At 72.8% G+C, this 19,602-nt stretch carries 25 protein-coding genes and 1 pseudogene; 13 read left to right on the forward strand and 13 right to left on the reverse strand.

The features are described 5' to 3' along the window. Positions 1 to 26 precede the first annotated feature (26 nt). Together ACLJPY_RS10990 and ACLJPY_RS10995 are read right to left on the reverse strand one after the other, a co-directional pair. Positions 27 to 2,075 carry an ATP-dependent DNA helicase gene (locus ACLJPY_RS10990; protein ID WP_410587914.1) on the reverse strand — a complete coding sequence of 683 codons (2,049 nt, stop codon included), beginning with the start codon at positions 2,073 to 2,075 and terminating at the stop codon, positions 27 to 29. Between the two features lie 105 nt (positions 2,076 to 2,180). Continuing rightward, complete coding sequence (locus ACLJPY_RS10995) at positions 2,181 to 2,768, reverse strand: biotin transporter BioY (protein ID WP_410587915.1); 588 nt, start codon at positions 2,766 to 2,768, stop codon at positions 2,181 to 2,183. Positions 2,769 to 2,978: 210 nt separating this feature from the next. On the opposite strand from ACLJPY_RS10995, the gene ACLJPY_RS11000 reads away from it, so the two are divergent. Further along, a complete protein-coding gene (locus ACLJPY_RS11000) occupies positions 2,979 to 3,596 on the forward strand; it encodes a choice-of-anchor P family protein (RefSeq protein WP_410588284.1) in 618 nt (205 codons plus the stop codon). Here the strand turns inward: ACLJPY_RS11000 and ACLJPY_RS11005 are convergent, their stop codons facing one another. From ACLJPY_RS11005 to ACLJPY_RS11015, 3 genes are read right to left on the reverse strand one after another with little or no spacing between them, the layout of a single operon-like run. Beyond that, positions 3,597 to 4,241 carry a bifunctional 4-hydroxy-2-oxoglutarate aldolase/2-dehydro-3-deoxy-phosphogluconate aldolase gene (locus ACLJPY_RS11005; RefSeq protein ID WP_410587916.1) on the reverse strand — a complete coding sequence of 215 codons (645 nt, stop codon included), beginning with the start codon at positions 4,239 to 4,241 and terminating at the stop codon, positions 3,597 to 3,599. It lies immediately after the preceding gene. Further along, positions 4,238 to 4,816 (reverse strand): isochorismatase family protein, encoded by a 579-nt coding sequence (locus tag ACLJPY_RS11010; protein ID WP_410587917.1) that lies wholly within the window; start codon positions 4,814 to 4,816, stop codon positions 4,238 to 4,240. Before ACLJPY_RS11010 ends, ACLJPY_RS11005 begins: the two co-directional genes overlap by 4 nt. A 29-nt stretch (positions 4,817 to 4,845) precedes the next feature. Then, entirely contained in the window at positions 4,846 to 6,147 is a 1,302-nt protein-coding gene (locus tag ACLJPY_RS11015; protein ID WP_410587918.1) for a nicotinate phosphoribosyltransferase, read from the reverse strand. 74 nt (positions 6,148 to 6,221) lie between these two features. On the opposite strand from ACLJPY_RS11015, the gene clpS reads away from it, so the two are divergent. The 3 genes from clpS to ACLJPY_RS11030 are packed head-to-tail and all read left to right on the forward strand — an operon-like array spanning position 6,222 to position 8,043. Next, on the forward strand, positions 6,222 to 6,521 hold the full coding sequence (gene clpS, locus ACLJPY_RS11020) for an ATP-dependent Clp protease adapter ClpS (RefSeq protein ID WP_103348337.1): 300 nt from the start codon (positions 6,222 to 6,224) through the stop codon (positions 6,519 to 6,521). After that, the gene (locus tag ACLJPY_RS11025) at positions 6,518 to 7,075 is read left to right on the forward strand and encodes a DUF2017 domain-containing protein (protein WP_043776746.1); all 558 of its coding nucleotides are present in this window, start codon (positions 6,518 to 6,520) and stop codon (positions 7,073 to 7,075) included. The genes clpS and ACLJPY_RS11025 overlap by 4 nt, the downstream gene beginning before the upstream one ends. Next, positions 7,072 to 8,043, forward strand: a complete 972-nt coding sequence (locus ACLJPY_RS11030) for a P1 family peptidase (RefSeq protein ID WP_410587919.1) — start codon at positions 7,072 to 7,074, stop codon at positions 8,041 to 8,043. The genes ACLJPY_RS11025 and ACLJPY_RS11030 overlap by 4 nt, the downstream gene beginning before the upstream one ends. Here the strand turns inward: ACLJPY_RS11030 and ACLJPY_RS11035 are convergent. Next, positions 8,040 to 8,417, reverse strand: coding sequence for a hypothetical protein (locus ACLJPY_RS11035; RefSeq protein ID WP_410587920.1), 378 nt, complete (start codon positions 8,415 to 8,417; stop codon positions 8,040 to 8,042). The two genes, ACLJPY_RS11030 and ACLJPY_RS11035, sit on opposite strands and share 4 nt — an antisense overlap. A gap of 35 nt (positions 8,418 to 8,452) precedes the next feature. After that, positions 8,453 to 8,836, reverse strand: a complete 384-nt coding sequence (locus ACLJPY_RS11040) for a hypothetical protein (protein ID WP_410587921.1) — start codon at positions 8,834 to 8,836, stop codon at positions 8,453 to 8,455. Between the two features lie 81 nt (positions 8,837 to 8,917). Here ACLJPY_RS11040 and ACLJPY_RS11045 point away from each other — a divergent pair, with 81 nt between their 5' ends. From ACLJPY_RS11045 to ACLJPY_RS11060, 4 genes and pseudogenes are all read left to right on the forward strand, one after another. Then, on the forward strand, positions 8,918 to 9,325 hold the full coding sequence (locus ACLJPY_RS11045; protein WP_410567957.1) for a Mov34/MPN/PAD-1 family protein: 408 nt from the start codon (positions 8,918 to 8,920) through the stop codon (positions 9,323 to 9,325). A 64-nt stretch (positions 9,326 to 9,389) separates the two neighbouring features. Beyond that, positions 9,390 to 9,662: a MoaD/ThiS family protein gene (locus ACLJPY_RS11050; RefSeq protein WP_176175260.1), complete on the forward strand. Its 273-nt coding sequence runs from the start codon at positions 9,390 to 9,392 to the stop codon at positions 9,660 to 9,662. 3 nt (positions 9,663 to 9,665) lie between these two features. Further along, positions 9,666 to 10,616, forward strand: a complete 951-nt coding sequence (locus ACLJPY_RS11055) for a PLP-dependent cysteine synthase family protein (protein ID WP_410587922.1) — start codon at positions 9,666 to 9,668, stop codon at positions 10,614 to 10,616. 182 nt (positions 10,617 to 10,798) lie between these two features. Continuing rightward, a pseudogene (locus ACLJPY_RS11060) lies at positions 10,799 to 11,514 on the forward strand (aspartate/glutamate racemase family protein). Between the two features lie 2 nt (positions 11,515 to 11,516). Here ACLJPY_RS11060 and ACLJPY_RS11065 read toward each other — a convergent pair. Further along, on the reverse strand, positions 11,517 to 12,359 hold the full coding sequence (locus ACLJPY_RS11065) for an arylamine N-acetyltransferase family protein (protein ID WP_410587923.1): 843 nt from the start codon (positions 12,357 to 12,359) through the stop codon (positions 11,517 to 11,519). Between the two features lie 91 nt (positions 12,360 to 12,450). Between ACLJPY_RS11065 and ACLJPY_RS11070 the strand changes: the two genes are divergently transcribed. The 5 genes from ACLJPY_RS11070 to rdgB are packed head-to-tail and all read left to right on the forward strand — an operon-like array spanning position 12,451 to position 16,079. Next, complete coding sequence (locus ACLJPY_RS11070) at positions 12,451 to 13,080, forward strand: rhomboid family intramembrane serine protease (protein ID WP_410587924.1); 630 nt, start codon at positions 12,451 to 12,453, stop codon at positions 13,078 to 13,080. Next, a complete protein-coding gene (gene murI, locus ACLJPY_RS11075; RefSeq protein WP_410587925.1) occupies positions 13,077 to 13,883 on the forward strand; it encodes a glutamate racemase in 807 nt (268 codons plus the stop codon). Before ACLJPY_RS11070 ends, murI begins: the two co-directional genes overlap by 4 nt. A gap of 29 nt (positions 13,884 to 13,912) precedes the next feature. After that, a complete protein-coding gene (locus ACLJPY_RS11080; RefSeq protein WP_410587926.1) occupies positions 13,913 to 14,680 on the forward strand; it encodes an MBL fold metallo-hydrolase in 768 nt (255 codons plus the stop codon). Positions 14,681 to 14,703: 23 nt separating this feature from the next. Then, entirely contained in the window at positions 14,704 to 15,480 is a 777-nt protein-coding gene (rph, locus tag ACLJPY_RS11085) for a ribonuclease PH (RefSeq protein WP_410567968.1), read from the forward strand. Then, on the forward strand, positions 15,477 to 16,079 hold the full coding sequence (rdgB, locus tag ACLJPY_RS11090) for an RdgB/HAM1 family non-canonical purine NTP pyrophosphatase (protein ID WP_410587927.1): 603 nt from the start codon (positions 15,477 to 15,479) through the stop codon (positions 16,077 to 16,079). The genes rph and rdgB overlap by 4 nt, the downstream gene beginning before the upstream one ends. 29 nt (positions 16,080 to 16,108) lie before the next feature. Here the strand turns inward: rdgB and bcp are convergent, their stop codons facing one another. From bcp to ACLJPY_RS11115, 5 genes are all read right to left on the reverse strand, one after another. Further along, positions 16,109 to 16,582, reverse strand: a complete 474-nt coding sequence (bcp, locus tag ACLJPY_RS11095; protein ID WP_410587928.1) for a thioredoxin-dependent thiol peroxidase — start codon at positions 16,580 to 16,582, stop codon at positions 16,109 to 16,111. 15 nt (positions 16,583 to 16,597) lie between these two features. After that, positions 16,598 to 17,143, reverse strand: a complete 546-nt coding sequence (locus ACLJPY_RS11100) for a hypothetical protein (RefSeq protein ID WP_410587929.1) — start codon at positions 17,141 to 17,143, stop codon at positions 16,598 to 16,600. Between the two features lie 190 nt (positions 17,144 to 17,333). Continuing rightward, entirely contained in the window at positions 17,334 to 17,516 is a 183-nt protein-coding gene (locus ACLJPY_RS11105; RefSeq protein WP_364278317.1) for a hypothetical protein, read from the reverse strand. Positions 17,517 to 17,646: 130 nt separating this feature from the next. Continuing rightward, positions 17,647 to 18,534 carry a hypothetical protein gene (locus ACLJPY_RS11110; RefSeq protein ID WP_410587930.1) on the reverse strand — a complete coding sequence of 296 codons (888 nt, stop codon included), beginning with the start codon at positions 18,532 to 18,534 and terminating at the stop codon, positions 17,647 to 17,649. 50 nt (positions 18,535 to 18,584) lie between these two features. Continuing rightward, positions 18,585 to 19,532: a saccharopine dehydrogenase NADP-binding domain-containing protein gene (locus ACLJPY_RS11115; protein ID WP_410587931.1), complete on the reverse strand. Its 948-nt coding sequence runs from the start codon at positions 19,530 to 19,532 to the stop codon at positions 18,585 to 18,587. Positions 19,533 to 19,602: the final 70 nt, after the last annotated feature.

Below are 19,602 nucleotides of genomic sequence, written 5' to 3' on the forward strand. Positions count from 1 at the left end.
CGTACCGGGCGCGGCTGTGGACCGCGTCACGCGGGCGCGGCTGCGTCCAGCCGGCGTAGTGCTTCCCGCACCACCTTCGGGTCCATCGTCGGCCAGAACGGCGGCAGCGACGCGCGCAGGAAGCCGCCGTAGCGGGCGTTCGCCAGCCGCGAATCCAGCACCGCCACGACTCCGCGGTCGCTGACCGACCGGTGCAGCCGCCCGGTGCCCTGCGCCAGCAGCAGCGCCGCGTGCGTGGCCGCCACGGTGAGGAACCCGTTGCCGCCGCGGGCTTCGACCGCGCGCTGCCGCGCCGAGGACACCGGGTCGTCCGGGCGCGGGAAGGGGATCCGGTCGACCACCACCAGCTGCAGCGACGGCCCGGGGACGTCCACGCCCTGCCACAGGCTCAGCGTGCCGAACAGGCACGTGCGGACGTCCTCGGAGAACTTCTGGACCAGCAGCGACGTCGCGTCGTCGCCCTGGCAGAGGATCGGGAAGTCCAGCCGCCCCCGCATCTCCTCGGTGGCCTGCTTGGCTGCCCGCATCGAGGAGAACAGCCCGAGCGTGCGGCCGCCCGCGGCCTCGATCAGCTCGGCCAGTTCGTCCATTGTGGACGACGTCAGGCCGTCCCGGCCCGGCGGCGGCAGGTGCTTGGCCAGGTACAGGATGCCGTTGCGCCGGTGGTCGAACGGCGAGCCGACGTCCAGCCCGGTCCACTTCGGGCCCGAGTCGTCCGACGGCGCTTCCTTCTCCGTCGCCGCGCCGGGTGCCTGCTCCACCCGGGCCGCGCCGGGCGGGAGCCCCCACTGGCGCGCCATGGTGTCGAACGTGCCGCCCAAGGTCAGCGTCGCCGACGTCAGGATCGTCGTGTGCTGGTTGAACACCCGCTCCCGCAGCAGACCGGCGACACCCAGCGGGGCCACCTTCAACGCCGGCGGCCGCGGGTTCGACGAGTACTTGTCGCCGGACAGCCAGACGACGTCGCGCTGGTGCGCCTGGTCCTCGTCGTACGCCTCCAGCAACCGGACCGCGGTGTCGTGCACCTCGTCGAGCAGCGAGCGCGCCAGCTTGCGCGCGGTGGCCCCCTCGACGTCCTCCTTGCGGTCGTTGCCCAGCGCCGTGATGCACCGGTGGGCGGCGTCGCGGACCGCCGGGATGATGCCCTGCAGCGGCCGCGGCAGCTCGTCCAGCCGGCCCGCGGGCAGGTCGTCGAGGATCAGGGCCAGCCCGTCACCCGCTTCCAGCAGGCCGTCGGCGACGTCGGCGTCGATGAGCTTGCCGCAGCGGCGCGCCGCCGCCGCGCACATCGCGCTGGTCAGCTCGCCGGTGGCGACCGAGGTGACCCGGTCGACGAGGTCGTGGGCCTCGTCGATGATCACCACGTCGTGGTCCGGCAGGACCTGGTAGCCCTGCAGCGCGTCGATCGCCAGCAGCGCGTGGTTGGTGACGATGACGTCCGCCCGGCCGGCCTCGGCGCGGGCCTTCTCGGCGAAGCAGTCCGTGCCGATCGGACAGCGCGAAGCGCCGAGACATTCCTTCGCCGTCACGGAAACCTGACGCCACGCTTGGTCGGTGACGCCGGGGACCAGCTCATCGCGGTCGCCGGTTTCGGTGTCCGACGCCCACTCCCGCAGCCTCGTGACCTCCTTGCCCAGCCGCGACACCGCGAACGGGTCGAAGAGCTGGGCGTCCTCCGGCTCGTCCGGCGCGCCGGAATCCAGCCGGTGCAGGCACATGTAGTTGCGGCGGCCCTTGAGGATGGCGAAGGTCGGTTCGCGGCCGAGCGGCTTCTTCAGCGCCTTCGCCAGGCGCGGGAGGTCGCGGTCGACGAGCTGGCGCTGCAGCGCGATCGTCGCCGTGGAGACCACGACCGTGGCTTCCTTCTCGACGGCGTGACGGATCGCGGGCACGAGGTAGGCCAGTGACTTGCCGGTGCCGGTGCCGGCCTGCACGGCCAGGTGCTCACCGGTGCGGATGGCGCGGCCGACGGCGTCGGCCATCTGGACCTGGCCCGGGCGTTCGGCACCGCCGACGGACTCCACCGCGTGGGTGAGGAGTTCGAGGACGCCGGGGAAATCGGTTCGGGCGGGCACAGCGACACACATTAGCCGCCACCACCGACAGAGATCGGTGCTCCGTCGCGAACGGGCCACTCGCGTCGCGGGGGACCTCCCACGCGAGAGGTCCCCCGGCGAGCGTCAGTCCTGGTTGCGGCCGGAGACGAGCTTCCAGGTCAGCGGCAGCAGCCCGGCGGCCACCACGATCTTGACCGCGTCCCCGATCAGGAACGGCACCACACCCTTGGCGAAGGCCGTGGACAGGTCGAACCCGGTCGCGGCCATCAGCCACGGCACGCCGAACGCGTAGATCACCACGTTGCCGAGCACCATGGTGCCCGCGGTGCGCACCGGCGTCCGGTCGCCGCCGCGGCCGGCGAGCGCGCCTACCATGGCACCGGCGAAGACGAACCCGACGATGTAGCCGGCGCTCGCGCCGGACAGGCCCGAGGTGCCGTGCTGGAACCACGGCACCCCCACCGCGCCGACCAGCAGGTACACGAGCATCGACGCGGCACCGCGCGACATGCCGAGCGACGCGCCGACGAGCAGCGCGGCGAACGTCTGGCCGGTCATCGGCACCGGGCTGCCCGGCACCGGGATCGTCAGCTGCGCGGCGGCGCCGGTGAGCACGGCACCGCCGGCGACCAGCGCGATGTCCCGGACGAGTGAGCCGGGGACGAGGTCGGCCAGGACGGGCCGCTTGCCGGCGAAGGACAGCGAAGACACGAAACCTCCCGAGGAGAACAGGCGACGACCGAGGTTAACGCTCGTTACCGTCCCGCGGACCCGCCGAGTTGCCTTCCTCACCGGCCACTCGTCCGGGTGGACCCGATCAGGGCCGGCGCCGGATCGGCCGATGACGAAGTGCACAGCTGCGATCTGTCACGGAACCGAGGAGGCCGAAGCGTGCGAACCGCCAGGAAGAGGACATACCGGTTGCTGGCCGTGACGACACTCGCCGTTCCGCTCCTCGGCGCGGCGCCCCCCGTCACGTCCACCGGATGGGCGTCGTCCGGCTCGGCGGACGTGCTGATCGACAACGAGCACGTCGTCACCGGTGAACTGGCGAAGTGCACCGTCGACGGCCCCTACAAGGGCTGGACGCAGGGGGGCGCCACCGGCGACATCGCGGTGTTCGGCTCCGGGGACACCGGCTGCGGGCGGTCCGGCGCGACGTCGATCGCCGAGGCGGCCGGGCGCCGCTTCAAGGCGACCGTGCTGCAGCGCTACGGCGGTCCGGAGCTCACCGTCCGCACGTTCTCGGCGAAGTGCGCCACGACGGACACCGGCAGCGTCGGCGAGGTGGCGGTCGGCGCCGTCGAGGGCGTCACCGTGCCGTCGGAGATCCCGCCGAACTACCGGATCGTCATCCCCGGCGGCGCGGCGGGCACGGCGCTGGCGACGGTCGTCCTCAACGAGACCGTGACGCCCCAGCCGCCGGACGGCAGCCTGGTGACGCACGCGGTGCACATCAAGCTGTTCCCGCAGGGCGGCCCGGCGAGCGGGGACATCTACCTGGGCACCGCCGCCTGCGACCCCTTCGGCAAGAAGTGATCAGGCGGTGGTGAAGCGGGCAGCGGCGGCGACGAACTCGCCCGCCCGCGTGGCCAGGTCCGGCAGGCTGCCGCCGGCGGTCAGCGCGTCGCCCAGCAACGGCGTCGCCGCGGCGACCGCGATCGCGCCCGCGCGCAGGTAGCCCTCGACGTCGGCCAGGTGGACGCCGCCGGTGGGCACCAGCGGGACGTCCGGCAGCGGCGCCCGCACCGCGCGCAGGTACGCGATCCCGCCCACGGCGGCGACGGGGAACACCTTCACCGCGGCCGCGCCGAGCCGCCAGGCCTGGTCGATCTCCGTCGGCGTCAGCGCCCCGCAGACCACCGGCGTGTCCCGGGCCGCGGCGCGCTCGAGCACCGCCGGGTTGACCGTCGGCGTGATCAGGTACGCGGCGCCCGCGTCGACCGCGATGTCCACATCGGACGGCTCGCGGACGCTGCCCGCGCCGATCAGCGCGTCTTCGCCCAGCGCCAGGCGCAGCGCGGTGATGGCCGCGGGCGCACCCGGCGTCGTCAGCGTCGCTTCGAGCAGGCGGACGCCCGCCGCGTGCAGCACCATCGCCGCGTCGGCGAACCGCGACGCGTCGACGGCCCGCAGGATCGCGACGAGCCGGTGTTCCGCCAGCGCCGCCCGCAGGTCCTTCACGCGGCCGGGCCGACGGCGGCGGTGCCGGTGTAGGCGACACCCGCTTCGTCGAAGTCCTTCAGCGTCGCGTCCACCGTCGGCTGCGAACCGCCCACGGTCAGGTCCAGCAGCACTCGTACGCCGAAGCCGGCCTTCGCCGCGTCGAGCGCCGTCGCGCGGACGCAGAAGTCCGTCGCGATGCCGACGACGTCGACATCGGTCACGTCGTGCTCGCGCAGCCACGCCTCCAGGGACTTCCCGTCGCGGGCCGCGCCCTCGAAGCCGGAGTACGCAGCGCTGTACTCGCCCTTGGAGAACACCTCGCCGATCGGGACGACGTCGAGCGCCGGGTGGAACGACGCGCCCGGCGTGCCGGCGACGCAGTGCACCGGCCAGCTGTCCTTGAAGTCCGGGGTCTCGCTGAAGTGGTCACCGGGGTCGATGTGGTTGTCCCGGGTGGCCACGACGTGGCTGTACCCGCCTTCCGCGGCCTGCTTGGAGATGCCGGCGGCCGCGGCCGCCCCGCCCGGCAGGCCGAGCGAACCCCCTTCGCAGAAGTCGTTCTGCACGTCCACCACGATCAGCGCGGTCGCCATCGGTCGGCCTTCCTCTCAGACAGCTTCGGTCACAGGAACTGCGTCGGGATCGCGGGCTCGCCGTGCGAGAGCTTGAGGCCCTCCCACGGCAGGCTGACCAGGCCGCGGCGCAGCCGCTGCCTCGCGTCGTCGAGCGTAGGCAGGTCCGGCTCCGGACGGCCACCGCGGATCAGGGGGATCTGCAGCGGCCGGTCGTTCGCCTCGGCCTCGGGGGCGGCACCCGAAGTCGTCCAGACGACCTCTTCGACCGCCGTGCCGGTGCTGCGGTGGCGCCGCAGCGCGGACTTGCGGCCGCCGCGCGACTCCTTGTGCGCACTGCGCTTGGCGACCGGCTTGCCGTCCACCTCGACCAGCTTGTAGACCATGCCCGCGGTCGGCGCACCGGACCCGGTGACCACCGAGGTGCCGACGCCGTAGGCGTCCACCGGCTCCGCGCGCAGCGCCGCGATGGCGTGCTCGTCGAGGTCGCCGGACACCACGATCCGGGTGTCCTTGGCGCCGAGGGAGTCCAGCTGCTCGCGCGCGCGGCGGGCGAGCGGGCCGACGTCGCCGGAGTCGATCCGGATCGCGCCGAGCTCGGGCCCGGCGACGCGGACGGCCGTCTCGATGCCGGCGGTGATGTCGTAGGTGTCGACCAGCAGCGTCGTGTCCGGGCCCATCTTGCCCACCTGGGCGCGGAAGGCCGCCTCCTCGCTGTCGTGCAGCAGCATGAAGGCGTGCGCGACGGTGCCGCGCGTCGGGATGCCGTAGCGGCGGCCGGCTTCCAGGTTGGACGTCGTCGCGAAGCCGGCCAGGTAGGCGGCGCGCGCGGCCGCGACCGCGGCGTACTCGTGCGTGCGGCGGCCGCCCATCTCGATGATCGGGCGGCCGTGCGCGGCGCCGGACATCCGGGCCGCCGCCGACGCGATGGCGCTGTCGTGGTTGAGGATCGACAGGACCAGCGTCTCCAGCAGCACGCATTCGCCGAACGAGCCGGTGACGGTGAGGATCGGCGAGCCGGGGAAGTACAGCTCGCCCTCGGGGTAGCCGTCGATGTCACCCGAGAACTCGTAGTCCGCCAGCCAGGCGAGCGTGGCGTCGTCGACGACCGCGGTGGCCTCGAGCTGCGCCAGCTCGGCGTCGGTGAAGCGGAAGTCGGCGATGGCGTCGAGGACGCGGGCCGTGCCCGCGACGACGCCGTAGCGCCGGCCGTCCGGCAGCCGTCTGGCGAAGACTTCGAACACGCAGGGCCGCGCGTGCGTCCCGTCCGCGAGTGCGCTGCCCAGCATGGTCAGCTCGTAGTGGTCGGTGAGCAGCGCTGTGCTGGCCGTGGCCGGTTCCGGTGAACCCATGGGGTAAGCCTATTCACCCACATGGCCGGACCTGGCGCGGCGTACCCGGTGACCCCCGTGACACCATGGGGTGCATGTCCACGCCTGTCGCATCCGAACAGACGCAGGTCGAACCGGCCGGTGCGGAAGTCGCCGAGTCGGACACACCGTGGCGGACCGTGGTGTGGAACGACCCGGTCAACCTGATGTCGTACGTGACGTACGTCTTCCAGAAGCTGTTCGGCTACAGCCGTGACCACGCCACCAAGCTGATGCTGGACGTGCACCACAAGGGCAAGGCGATCGTGTCGTCCGGCAGCAAGGAGAAGGTCGAGGTGGACGTGGCGAAACTCCACGCGGCGGGCCTCTGGGCGACCATGGAGCAGCCCTCGTGAACGGTTGGCGGCGCAAGGGCGCGGTGATCCACGCGGGGTTCGAGCAGCAGGAAGCGGCCGTGCTGCGCGGGCTGGTCAGCCAGCTCGAGGACATGCTCACCGCGCGCGCCGAAGAGGCCCCGCAGGACGAGCTCGCCGAGCTCACCGGCATCCGGACCGGGCCGACCGAGTCCCCGGACGACCCGGTGCTTTCGCGGCTGCTGCCGGACTTCCACAAGCTCGACCCGGACAACCCGTCCCGTGAGGACATCGACTCGGTCGCGGCGATGCGGTCGCTGCACGAGCCGGAGCTGCTCGACATCAAGGTCGGCGTGGCCAAGATCGTGCTCGACACGCTGCCCCGCGACGGCGGCCACGTCCGGCTGACCGAGGAGCAGGCCGACGCCTGGCTGGGCGCGCTCAACGACGTCCGGCTGGCGCTCGGCACCGCGCTCGACGTCACCGAGGACATGCCCGACGAGCTGCCCGAGGACGACCCGCGGGCGCCGCACCTCGGCGTCTACCACTGGCTGACCTGGGTGCAGGAGACGCTGATCCAGGCACTGACGGGATGATCACCGACGTGCCGGGTGTCCTGGTCGGGCACCACGAGCGGGTCGGCGACGGCTGGGCCACGGGCACGACGGTGGTGCTGGTGCCCGGGGGTGCGGTCGGCGCGGTCGACCAGCGCGGCGGCGCACCCGGCACGCGCGAGACGAACCTGCTCGAGCCGGAGAACCTGGTGCAGCGGGTCAACGCCGTGTGCCTGTCGGGCGGGTCGGCGTACGGCCTCGCCGCGGCCGACGGCGTGATGCGGTGGCTTTCGGAGCGCAACCTGGGCTTTCCGGTCGGGACGCAGCCGCACGAGGTCGTGCCGATCGTGCCCGCGGCGGTGCTGTTCGACCTGCCGCGCAGCGAGTGGGGCAACCGGCCCGACGCGTCCTTCGGCTACGCGGCCTGTGAAGCGGCTTCGACGTCCTTCGCGCAGGGGACGGCCGGCGCCGGAGCGGGCGCGGCCGTGGGGTCGTTGAAGGGCGGGATCGGGTCGGCGAGCGAGGTCGTCGGCGAGTGCACGGTCGGGGCGCTGGCGGTGGTCAACGCGGCCGGCCAGGCCGTGGACCCGGCGACGGGCCGGGCGTACGCGGCCGACCACGGCGACTTCGGCGTGACCTGGCCTTCGCGGCCCGTGGAGCTGCCTTCGCGGCGGACGGACCTGAACACGACGATCGGCGTGGTCGCCGCCGACGCGGCCCTTTCGAAGGCCGAAGCGCGGCGGCTGGCGGTGGCGGCGCAGGACGGGCTGGCGCGCGCCGTGCGCCCGGCCCACACGATGTTCGACGGCGACACGGTGTTCGCGCTGGCCACGGGCGCGCGCGAGCTGCCGGCGGCGCCCGGCCCGGCGGCCCGCCCGGCGGCGCTGGACGCGCTGTGCGCGGCGGCGGCCCGGGTCTTCGCCAGGGCGATGGTGCACGGCGTGCTGGCCGCGACCACCGCGGGCGGGGTGCCCGCCTACCGGGACGTCTGGCCGGAAGCGTTCGGCTAGAGGTCCGGCAGCGGATCCGGCGGCAGGTCGCGGGCACCTTCGAGGTTCGCCGCGCGGACGGCGCTGACGTACTCCTCGTCGATCTCCAGGTGCAGCCGGGCGAAGGACAGCACCGGGCCGAGCGACGGCTGGACCTCGACCGGGCCGATCTCGGTGCGGCGGGGGAGCCGGTCGAAGACCGCTTTCGGCGTGTAGCGGCGGAACCGGCCGCCGTAGAGCACCGTGATGGCGCGGTCGGTGACCACGACGAAGAACGCGGCCCGGGTGCGGACGCCGTCGACGTAGAGGGAGATGCCGGGGATCAGGTACTGGATCGACTCGCCGTCTTCGAGGAACTTGCGGCAGCGTTCGCGGACGTGCGCGGGCATCGGCATGACCCGATTCTGCCGGTGCGCGCGCGGCCGGTGGATCAGCCGCCCGGGTACGGGTCCTCGGGCAGGCCGGCGGCGCCGGTGATCTCCAGGTTCGCCGCGCGGACCGCCGCGACGTACTCCTCGTCGATCTCGAGGTCGATGCCGCCGACGGACAGGATCGGCCCGAGGGACGGGTGGATCTCCAGCGGGCCCAGCTCGGTGCTGCGCGGCAGGCGTTCCCAGATCTGCGTCGGCCGGTTCAGGGACCAGCGGCTGCAGGCCAGCAGCGTGACGTGCCGGTCGGTCACCATGACCAGGAAGCCGACCCGCGCGTGCATGCGGTTGACGTACAGCGACATGCCCGGGATCAGGTACTGGATGCGCTCGTCCGTGCCCAGGTACACCCGGCACCGATCGCGGACTTTCGACGACAGCGGCACCCCGTCAGTGTCCCAGGAACGGCAGGTGAGCGGTATGTCTCATCATCTGGACCGGCTTTGTCCACCACCTAAGATGTCGGTGTGCTCCGGATCCGCCGTGAACTCGTCGACGAGATCGTCGCCCACGCCCGTCGTGACCACCCCGACGAGGCCTGTGGCGTGATCGCCGGGCCCGAGGGGTCCGACTCGCCCGAGCGGTTCATCCCCATGCTGAACGCCGCCCGGTCACCGACGTTCTACGAGTTCGACTCCGGTGACCTGCTGAAGCTCTACCGCGAGATGGCCGCGAACGACGAGGTGCCGGTGGTGATCTACCACTCGCACACCGCGACCGAGGCCTACCCGTCGCGGACCGACGCGAACATCGCGGCCGAGCCGGACGCGCACTACGTGCTCGTCTCCACCCGCGACCCCGAAGTGCACGAGTTCCGGTCGTACCGGATCGTGGACGCCGAGATCACCGAGGAGCCGGTCGAGATCATCGACTGACGACCGGAATAAACCGCCGCGCCACCGGCGTCTGCGTGTAAGAACCCACCGGAGGTAAGAACCCATGGCCGTGACCGTCTCCATCCCGACGATCCTGCGCACCCACACCGGCGGCGAGAAGTCCGTCGAGGCGAAGGGCGCGACCGTCCTCGAGGTCATCGACGACGTCGAGTCCCGGCACGCCGGCCTCAAGGCGCGCCTGGTCAAGGAGGAGAAGCTGCACCGCTTCATCAACGTCTACGTCAACGACGAGGACGTGCGCTTCGCTGGCGGGCTCGAGGCCGAGGTCAAGGACGGCGACACCCTGACCATCCTCCCCGCCGTGGCCGGTGGCTGATCGATGGCTCGCTTCGAGTCCCTGCTCGACGCGCTCGGCGGCACGCCCCTGGTCGGGCTGCCCCGGCTCTCCCCGACGCACGACGTGCGGCTGTGGGCGAAGCTGGAGGACCGCAACCCGACCGGCTCGATCAAGGACCGGCCCGCGCTGGCCATGATCGAAGCCGCCGAGCGCGAAGGCAAGCTTCGGCGCGGCTCCACGATCCTCGAGCCGACGTCGGGCAACACCGGGATCTCGCTGGCCATGGCCGCCAAGCTCAAGGGCTACGGGCTGGTCTGCGTGATGCCGGAGAACACCTCGACCGAGCGCAAGCAGCTGCTGCAGGCGTACGGCGCGCGGATCGTGTTCTCGCCGGCCGCGGGCGGCTCGAACGAGGCCGTCCGGCGGGCGAAGGAACTGGCCGAGGCCAACCCCGACTGGGTGATGCTCTACCAGTACGGCAACCCGGCCAACGCCGACGCGCACTACCGCGGCACCGGCCCAGAGCTGCTCAAGGACCTGCCGACGCTGACGCACTTCGTCGGCGGCCTCGGCACGACCGGGACGCTGGTGGGCGTCGGCCGGTACCTGCACGAGGCGAAGCCGGACGTCCAGATCATCGCGGCCGAGCCGCGCTACGGTGAGCTGGTGTACGGCCTGCGCAACCTCGACGAGGGGTTCGTGCCCGAGCTGTACGACGCGTCGGTGCTCAACGGCCGGTACTCCGTGGGCGCGTACGACGCGTTGCGGCGTACGCGCGAGCTGCTGGAGCACGAAGGCATCTTCGCGGGCATCTCGACGGGCGCGGTCCTGCACGCGGCGCTGGCGGTGGCCGAGAAGGCCGCGGCGCGCGGCGAGGCGGCGGACGTGGCTTTCGTCGTCGCGGACGCGGGGTGGAAGTACCTCTCGACGGGGGCCTACTCGGGCTCGCTGGACGAGGCGGCCGAGCGGCTCGACGGACAGCTCTGGGCCTGAGCTCCTAGAGCTCGGGCCGGGCGCTTCGGCGGCTTGCTCAGTGGGCGCAGGAACGCGTCCGGGTCGGCTCTACCCCGCACCAGCTCCGCGAACGGCTCGTCCGCCAGGCCGTAGCCGTACTGGAGCTTCCGCGATGTCGAAACCCCGGCGACCGCGGTGCGGGGTTCGGGCATGCTGTCGCCATGAAGGTCATCGGGCTGCTCGGCGGCATGAGCTGGGAATCCTCGATCGAGTACTACCGGCTCGTCAACGAACGGGTGAAGACCCTTCTCGGCGGGTTCCATTCCGCGCAGACCGTCCTCTACTCCGTCGACTTCGCCTCGATCGAAGCCATGCAGGCCGCCGGCCGCTGGGACGAGGCCGGCGCCGAGCTCAATCGCGCTGCCAAGGCCCTCGAGGCCGCGGGCGCAGACTTCGTCGTGCTCTGCACCAACACCATGCACAAGGTCGCCGACCAGCTCGAAGACGGCCTCGGCATTCCGCTGCTGCACATCGGCGACGCCACGGCGGCGGCCATCGAGGCCGCCGGTGTCCGCCGCGTCGGTCTGCTCGGCACCGGGTTCACCATGGCCCAGCCCTTCTACCGCGACCGCCTCGCCGCGCACGGCTCGACGTGCTCGTGCCGGACGCCGAGGACCGCGACCTCGTGCACCGGATCATCTACGACGAGCTGGTGCTCGGCGTCGTGAAGCCGGAGTCGCGCGAGGCCTACCGCGGCGTGATCGCGCGGCTGGCCGATGCGGGCGCCGAGGGCGTGATCTACGGCTGCACCGAGATCGAGCTGCTCGTCGGGCCGCAGGACAGCCCGGTGCCGACGTTCCCGACGACCCGCCTGCACGCCGAGGCGGCGGTGGCCTACGCACTGGGCGAGGCCGCGCTGCCGGTGCCGCCCGCCTGAGTTCACACGCCGACCACCGCCTCGCCGCTCGTGTGGGCTTCGTGCTGGGCGACGACCTGCCGCCACAGCCGCTCGCGCTCCTCGGCGGTGAACTGCGCCGGCGGGACGCCGAACACGTCGGCCGCCGCCGTCCACCAGTCCGACGGTGTCCCGATCAGCTCCTTGCTGCCGTGGCGGTTCAGGGTGAGCGCCCGCAGGGTGTCGGCGCCCGCCGCGTCCCGCCGCTGGAGGATGCAGACCCGCACGAACCCGGACTCCGGTGCCGTCGAGAGCCACTCGTGCTTCGCCGCGAAGTCCGCCATCTCCGCGGGACCGGGCGCGAAGTCGAAGCCCGCGAAGCTGCCCGAAGGGTCGTGGTCGAAGCGCCAGCCGCCCGGCGCCACCTCCGACGGCCGCAGCCGGTAGGTGTACGGGCCCTGGACGTAGGTGCCTTCCCGGAGGGGCAGCGGCTCGTGCGGGCCGTCACCCAGCCCGACGTCCACCAGCCAGGCCACCGACGGGTCTTCCGGCAGGCCCGTGACGGTGAGGGCCAGGTGGTTGCGGTCGACGTTCGGCGCGTCCGCCGCGCTGCCCTGCACCCCGCCCAGGTGGCGCGTGACCCGGTAGCCGAGCGCGTGCAGCAGCGCCGAGAAAGCGCCGTTCAGGTGGTAGCAGTACCCGCCGCGGCCCCGCAGGATCCGCGCCAGCGATGCCGACGGCTCCAGCGGGGTCCTCCGCCCGAGCTGGATCTCGAGCGCTTCGTACGGCACGCGCTCCACGTGGGCCGCGTGCAGGCGCCGCAGCGCCGCCAGGCTCGGCGGCTCGGGGTCGAGGCCGAGCCGCGCGAGGTAACCGGTGACGTCCATGCGGTCACGCTAGCGGCGACCACTGACAAAACCGGCGGATCAGGGATTTCACCCGAGGTGGCGCGGCCACGGCCCGCCGTAGCCTCCAAGGGTGAGCACCCTGAACCCCGCCCCGGAAACCGACGCCGCGAAGCGCGTGCTGCCGCCGAAACCGGTGGCGGCCGCGATCGTCGCGTTGTCGTTCACCCTCCTGCTCTACCTGGTCGAGCTGGTCGACGTCATCCTGCCCGCCGACCTGGACCAGGGCGGCATCCACTCGCGGTCGCTGTCCGGCCTGGACGGCGTGCTGTTCGCCCCGGTCCTGCACGCCGGCTGGTCGCACCTGTTCGCGAACACCGTCCCGGTCCTCGTGTTCTCCTTCCTCGCGATGGCCGCCGGGATCGGCCGGTTCGCGCTGGTCACGGCGATCATCTGGGTGGTCTCCGGGCTCGGCGTGTGGCTGCTCGGGCCGTCGGACGGCGTCACCGTCGGCGCGTCCGGGCTGGCCTTCGGCTGGCTCGCCTACCTGCTGGTCCGCGGCCTCTTCAACCGCGCGGCCGGGCAGATCGTGGTGGCCGTCGTCCTGCTCGGCGTGTGGAGCGGCATGCTGGCCGGGCTGCTGCCGGGCAACCCCGGCGTCTCCTGGCAGGGCCACGTCTTCGGCGCGCTGGCCGGTGTCCTCGCGGCCTGGCTGACCACCCGGCGGTCCCGCCCGGCCGTCCCGGGTAACCTCGAAGGGTGACGTCTTCGCCCGCTGATGCCCCGATCGGCGTGTTCGATTCCGGCGTCGGCGGGCTGACGGTCGCGCGGGCGGTCCTCGAGCAGCTGCCCGCCGAGCAGCTCCGCTACGTCGGGGACACGGCGCACAACCCGTACGGCCCGCTCCCGATCGCCACCGCCCGCAGCTACGCGCTCGCCGCGCTCGACGAGCTGGTCGAAAGCGGCGTGAAGGCACTGGTGATCGCCTGCAACACGGCGTCCGCGGCCTGCCTGCGCGACGCGCGCGAGCGCTACGACGTCCCGGTGATCGAGGTGGTCCTGCCCGCCGCCCGCCGTGCCGTCGTGGCCACGCACACCGGCCGCGTCGGCGTGATCGGCACCGAGGGCACCGTGCGGTCCCGGGCCTACGAAGACGCCTTCGCCGCGGCGCCGGACATCACGCTGACCAGCGTCGCGTGCCCGCGGTTCGTCGACTTCGTCGAGCGCGGCATCACGACCGGCCGCCAGGTGCTCGGGCTCGCGCAGGGCTACCTCCAGCCGCTGCTCGACGCCCAGGTCGACACGCTCGTGCTCGGCTGCACGCACTACCCGCTGCTGCAGGGGGTGCTGCAGATCGTGATGGGCCAGGAGGTCACCCTGGTGAGCAGCGCGGACGAGACCGCCAAGGACCTCGTCCGGGTGCTCACCGAGCGGGACCTGCTGGCCACGCGGGACACCCCGCCGCGCCACGAGTTCCTCGCCACCGGCTCGGCCGAGCCGTTCACCCGGCTCGCCCAGCGGTTCATGGGCTTCGCTCCGGGTGTCCTCGCTCCCACCACCGCGTGATCGCGGCGGCGGACGCTTAGGGTGTCGTCGTGCGACTGACCATCCTCGGGTGCTCCGGCAGCATCCCCGGGCCGAACGCCGCCGCGTCCGGTTACCTGGTGGAGGCCGAGGGCTTCCTGCTCGGCCTCGAACTCGGCAACGGCACGCTCGCGCAGCTGCAGGCCGTGGCCGACCCGTTCGACCTGGACGCGCTCGTGCTCACGCACCTGCACCCCGACCACTGCGCCGACGTCAGCGCGCTGACCGTCCTGCGGCGCTACCACCCGGCGCCGCCGTACCCGGCGCGCCCGCGGCTGCTGCCGCTGTACGCCCCGCCGGACGCGCCGGTCCGGCTGGCCAACGCGTACGCGCCCAACGAGACCGAGCGGGCCGTCACGGACCTCTCCGACGTCTACGACTTCCGGCCGCTGCGGCCGGAGCCGTTCCGCATCGGGCCGTTCGAGGTGGTCGCGGTCGAGGTCGACCACCCGACCCCGGCGTACGGCCTGCGCATCTCCTACGGCGGCCGGATCCTCGCGTTCACCGGCGACACCGGGCCGTGCGCGGCGCTGAACGAGCTCGCCGACGGCGTCGACCTCCTGCTCGCCGAAGCGTCCTGGACGGACTCGGCGGAGCGGCCGGCCGGTGTGCACCTGTCGGGCAAGCAGGCCGGCGAGCTGGCGCGCGAAGCCGGTGTCGGGCGGCTGCTGCTGACGCACATCGCGCCGTGGACCGACGCCGGGGCGGTGCTGGCCGAGGCCTCGGCCGGGTTCCCCGGCGCCGAGGTCGTCAAGCAGGGTGCCGTCTACGACGTCTGAGCGGGCGGTCATAGAGTGCACCTGTGGCTCGTAAAGATGGCAGGAACGACGACCAGCTCCGCGACATCAAGATCACCCGGGGGTTCCAGCAGTGGCCGGCGGGGTCGGTGCTGATCGAATTCGGCAACACGCGGGTGCTGTGCGCGGCGAGCGTCACCGAAGGGGTGCCGCGCTGGCGGGCCGGCTCGGGCCTCGGCTGGGTGACGGCCGAGTACGCGATGCTGCCGTCGGCGACCAACACGCGCGGTGACCGCGAGTCGGTGAAGGGCCGCATCGGCGGGCGCACGCACGAGATCTCGCGGCTGATCGGCCGGTCGCTGCGGGCCTGCATCGACCTGGCGGCGCTGGGCGAGAACACGATCGTCATCGACTGCGACGTCATCCAGGCCGACGGCGGCACCCGCACGGCCGCGGTGACCGGCGGTTACGTGGCACTGGCGGACGCGATCACGTGGCTGGGCGCGGCGAACCGGCTCAACGACCCGCAGCCGCTGTCGTCGTCGGTGGCGGCGGTGAGCGTCGGCGTCGTCGACGGCCGCGTGCGCCTCGACCTGCCGTACGAAGAGGACTCGCGCGCCGAGGTCGACATGAACGTGGTGGCGACCGACGCGGGCACCCTGATCGAGGTCCAGGGCACCGGCGAGGGCGCGACCTTCGCCCGGTCCACTTTGGACAGGATGCTGGACGTGGCGCTGGCGGGCTGCGCGGAGCTGACCCGCCTGCAGAACGAGGCGCTGGCGCTGCCGTACCCGGGTGAGCTGCCGGAGCCGCGTCCGGACAAGAAGAAGGGCTCGAAGTGACGAAGCTGCTTCTGGCGACACGCAACGAGAAGAAGCTGGGCGAGCTCCGGCGGATCGTCGAGGCGGAAGGCCTGTCCGGGATCGAGGTCATCGGACTGGCGGACGTGCCGTCGTTCGCCGAGGCCCCCGAGACGGCACCGGACTTCGAGGGCAACGCGGTGGCGAAGGCGCGTGACGCCGTCGCCGCAACGGGTTTGCCTGCCATCGCGGACGACTCGGGTATCGCGGTCGACGCGTTGAACGGAATGCCGGGTGTGCTGTCGGCGCGGTGGTCCGGCCGCCACGGCGACGACGAGGCGAACCTGGACCTGGTGCTGGGCCAGCTGCGTGACGTGCCGGACGAGCGCCGCGGAGCGCAGTTCGTGTGCGCGGCGGCGTTGGTGCTGCCGTCGGGCGAGGAGACGGTGGTCCGCGGCGAGTGGCGCGGGACGCTGGTGCGGGAACGCCGTGGCAGCAACGGATTCGGGTACGACCCGATCTTCCGGCCGGACGGCGAGTCGCGGACGTCGGCGGAACTGGAGCCCGCGGAGAAGGACGCGGTTTCCCACCGGGGGCTGGCTTTGCGGCTGCTGGTGCCGGCGCTGCGGGAGCTGGGTTAGCCCCGGCAGCGCCGGTTCGGCGGCGTGGTTCAGGAAGCCAGGCCGAGGTCCCGGATCAGCTTCGCCACGTGCCCGGTGGCCCGCACGTTGTACCAGGCGTTCGCGATCTTGCCGTCGGCGTCGACGACGAACGTCGAGCGGATCACGCCCAGGTACGTCTTCCCGTAGTTCTTCTTCTCGCCGTACGCGCCCCACGCTTCGATGACCGTCTTCTCCGGGTCGCCGAGCAGCGGGAACGTCAGGCCTTCGTTCGACGCGAACTTCGCCAGCTTCGCCTGCGTGTCCGGCGAGATGCCGATGACCTGGTAGCCGGCGTCGTTCAGCTCGGCGAGGTTGTCGCGGAAGTCGCACGCCTGCTTGGTGCAGCCCGGCGTGCTCGCCGCCGGGTAGAAGTACACGACGACGGACCGGCCGCGGAAGTCGTGCAGCGAAACCTGCTTGCCCTCGCTGTCGGGCAGGGTGAAGTCCGGGGCTTCGTCACCGGGGGAAAGGCGCTCGGTCATGCGCCGAGCCTAACGTCACGCCGGGCCGCAGTAGGTGACCGCGACGGCTTCGGTCGCGCTCGGGCGGATCTGCAGCCGCAGCTGCGTCTGTTCGCGCGGGACCGCGAACGCCAGCGTGAGGTGCACCGAGCGGCCCGGCAGGACGTCCTTGCCCGCGTCGGTGATGCCGGTGAAGCCCTGGGTGGTGTCCACGACCTGCTTGACCGGGGTGCCGCTCGTGGTGGCGGTGACGTTGAGGCCCGAGAGCTTGTACGTCGTCGAGCCGTCGTTGGTCAGCTGGACGTCGAAGGCCGCGCCACGGGGGCTCTGCGGGTACGCCGACGGGCTGGGCCGGAACGACTGCGGGGAGCCGACGGAGATGGTGAGGCCGCTGGCGAACCGGTGGTCGGCGCCGAACTTCAGGTCGTTGCCCGCCGGCGAGGCGGAGGCACCGGCCACGGCGGGTGAGCCCGCCGCGCCGAGGGCCGCGGTGCCCTCACGGGCCGAAGGGACCCCGCACGCCACCGCCAGGCCGAGCAGTCCTGCGGTGAACATGATCTTGCCGGTGCGCGCGAGCGCCATTGCGGGTACTCCAGTCGGCGGGTCGGGTGCCGTCGGCAACGGGGGATTGCCGGGCGAACCCGCTCCACTGTGGCCGTGATCGCGCGTGGTTACGAGGCGCAACCGGGGGTTGTCGCGCACCTGGTGCCGCCCCGTGGCCAATCCGTGACCGGAACGGCACGGCTGGTGACAATCTCTGGCCACATGCCACTTAAACCGCGAGCGCGAACAACAGGATGAAGATCGCGACGCCGGCCACCCAGGCCGCCATCAGCCAGCCGAAATCGCGGACCGGGTCCACCGCGCGGCTCTCTTCGCCGGGCACGTACACGCCGCGCTCTTCGAACCAGTCCGCCCAGCGGGCGAACCAGTGCAACGGGTTGCGCGACGACACGCCTCACCTCCGGTACCCGATCCGTCGCCGTCACAGTACGCGTTCGGTCACGCACACCGGAAGACGCGGGCGGCCGTCCACTTCCGACTCACCACGGCCGGGTGAACCGCGCTGTCGATCGTGTAGCAGTTCAAACCAGTCCGTGACGCTGCAGCACCGACACCGCCCGCACGGTCGCGCAGCCGCGCCATTCGAGCGCCGCGGCGGGCGAAAAGCTCGCGAAGTCGACCCGCCAGCCGCCGTCGTCCTGCTGTTCGCCCGCGAGCCGCTGCAGTTCGGCGTCGATGACGCCGGCGGCGAACAACGCGCGTGCCGGGCGGTCCGGCCGCGGCGCGAAGTCCAGGGCACGCAGGGTCTCGCCTTCGGACCCACCGGCCACCGGGGCCAGGCCGTCGGCCGGGACGAAGCCGGCGAGGTGCGCCAAGAGCTCCGCCGCCTCCTCGTGGAGTTCGTGCGCGGCGTCCGCGAACTGCACCGCGAAGGACAACGCGATCGCGTGCGGCGGCTCGGAAAGCTCACGGATGGCCCGGAAGCAGTACTGCGTCGCCGCGGCCAGCCACGGGTGCTCGCGGACGGCCCGGTCGTGGCGGGCGACGCGCAGGGCCACGCCCGCGGCGAACGCCGTGCTCTGCAGGCTGGCCGCCGCCGGATCGGCCTGGACCCAGAAGGGGGCGCAGCCGGCCGGGTCCGCCACGGGCCGGGCGAACGGCAGGCCACCGTCCGGGCGGGACGCCGTGGCCAGCCAGTCGCAGAGCCGCACCGCGTGCGGTGTCGTGTCGGGGGCGATCTCCTCGAACACCTCGAAGGCGTGCAGCGCGCCGCCGGGCTGGCTTTCCGGGGCGCGCAGGTCGGGTTCGAGGCCCCAGCCGTAGCCGCCGTCGGGGTTGCGGTAGCCGTCGACGGCGGCCAGCACGGCGTCGGCGTGCACGGCGCCCACGAGCAGTTCGAACCGGCGGCGGTCGAGGAGGCGGGCGTGCGTCGCCATGAAGGACGCCGCCGCGGAGAGGTGCACGGACATGCCGTCAGCGTCGCACCCCCCGCGGGCGGCGGTCTTGAACGGATCGGACGTCAGGGCCGCTCCACCGCGATGCGCGGGGCCAGCGCCCGCAGGAAGTCCGCCGCGTCGAACACCTCACCCGCCGTCGCGACGCCCTGCACCTTCGTCCGCCCGGTCAGGAGGCGGTCGACCGCCTCCACCGCGAGCGGCGCGCTGACCGCGTAGATGTCCTTGCCGCGGGCCACGATCCGGCGTTCCTCACCGCCGGCCCGCACGACGACGTCCACCACGAACTCCTCGGCCGCCTCGCGCTCGCCGGCCGCCGCCAGCTCCTGCACCGCGTCGGCCGTCAGGTAGCTGGTGACGTCGCGGACCCGCAGGTGCCGCGGGATCGTGACGATGTCGGCCATCGAGAACTCGCCGAAGACGGGCCGCGGGCCGAGCGGTTCCGGGAAGACCCACTCGCGCCTCGGCAGGGCGTCGTCGCGGTACTCCAGCCGTCCGCCCGCGTAGCGGACGCGCTTGCCGTCACGGCGTTCCCGGGACACCCGGCCCGCGGCGAGGGTCCCGGGAGTCGGGTGCCAGCCGCTGAGCCCGTAGGCGACGTGCACCTCGTCCGCCGCCGTCCAGCCGTCCATCGCCGCGGTGGCCAGCAGGTCGGCCAGGCCGCCGAAGAACGCCATCGCGGGCACCACGGCGGTGTCGGCGGTCAGCCCGAGGGTGTCGAGGTTCGCCTCGATCTCGGCGGCGACGTCCACGTACGGGACGCCGGCGCGGATGGCCGCCCGGGCGACCGGGAGAGCCGTCTCGGCGAACGGGCCCGCGCAGTTGATCACCGCGGCCACGCCTTCGAGCGCGCGGTCGAGGGACGCCGGGTCGTCGACCGACGCGGTGCGCCCGCCCGGCAGCTTCGCCGGATTCCGTCCCGAAGGGACCGCCTCGAACCCGCGTTCCCGCAGCTCGTCGACCACGAAGCGGCCGGTGTGCCCGTAAGCGCCGTAAACCAGTACCGGAGTCATGCGGCCATCCTGACGACGGCTGCCTGCCGTCACCAGTGTCCGGAACGACGTGCTGCGTACACTTTCGGAC

It is taken from the genome of Amycolatopsis sp. lyj-23, assembly GCF_046549135.1.
GTDB lineage: Bacteria > Actinomycetota > Actinomycetes > Mycobacteriales > Pseudonocardiaceae > Amycolatopsis.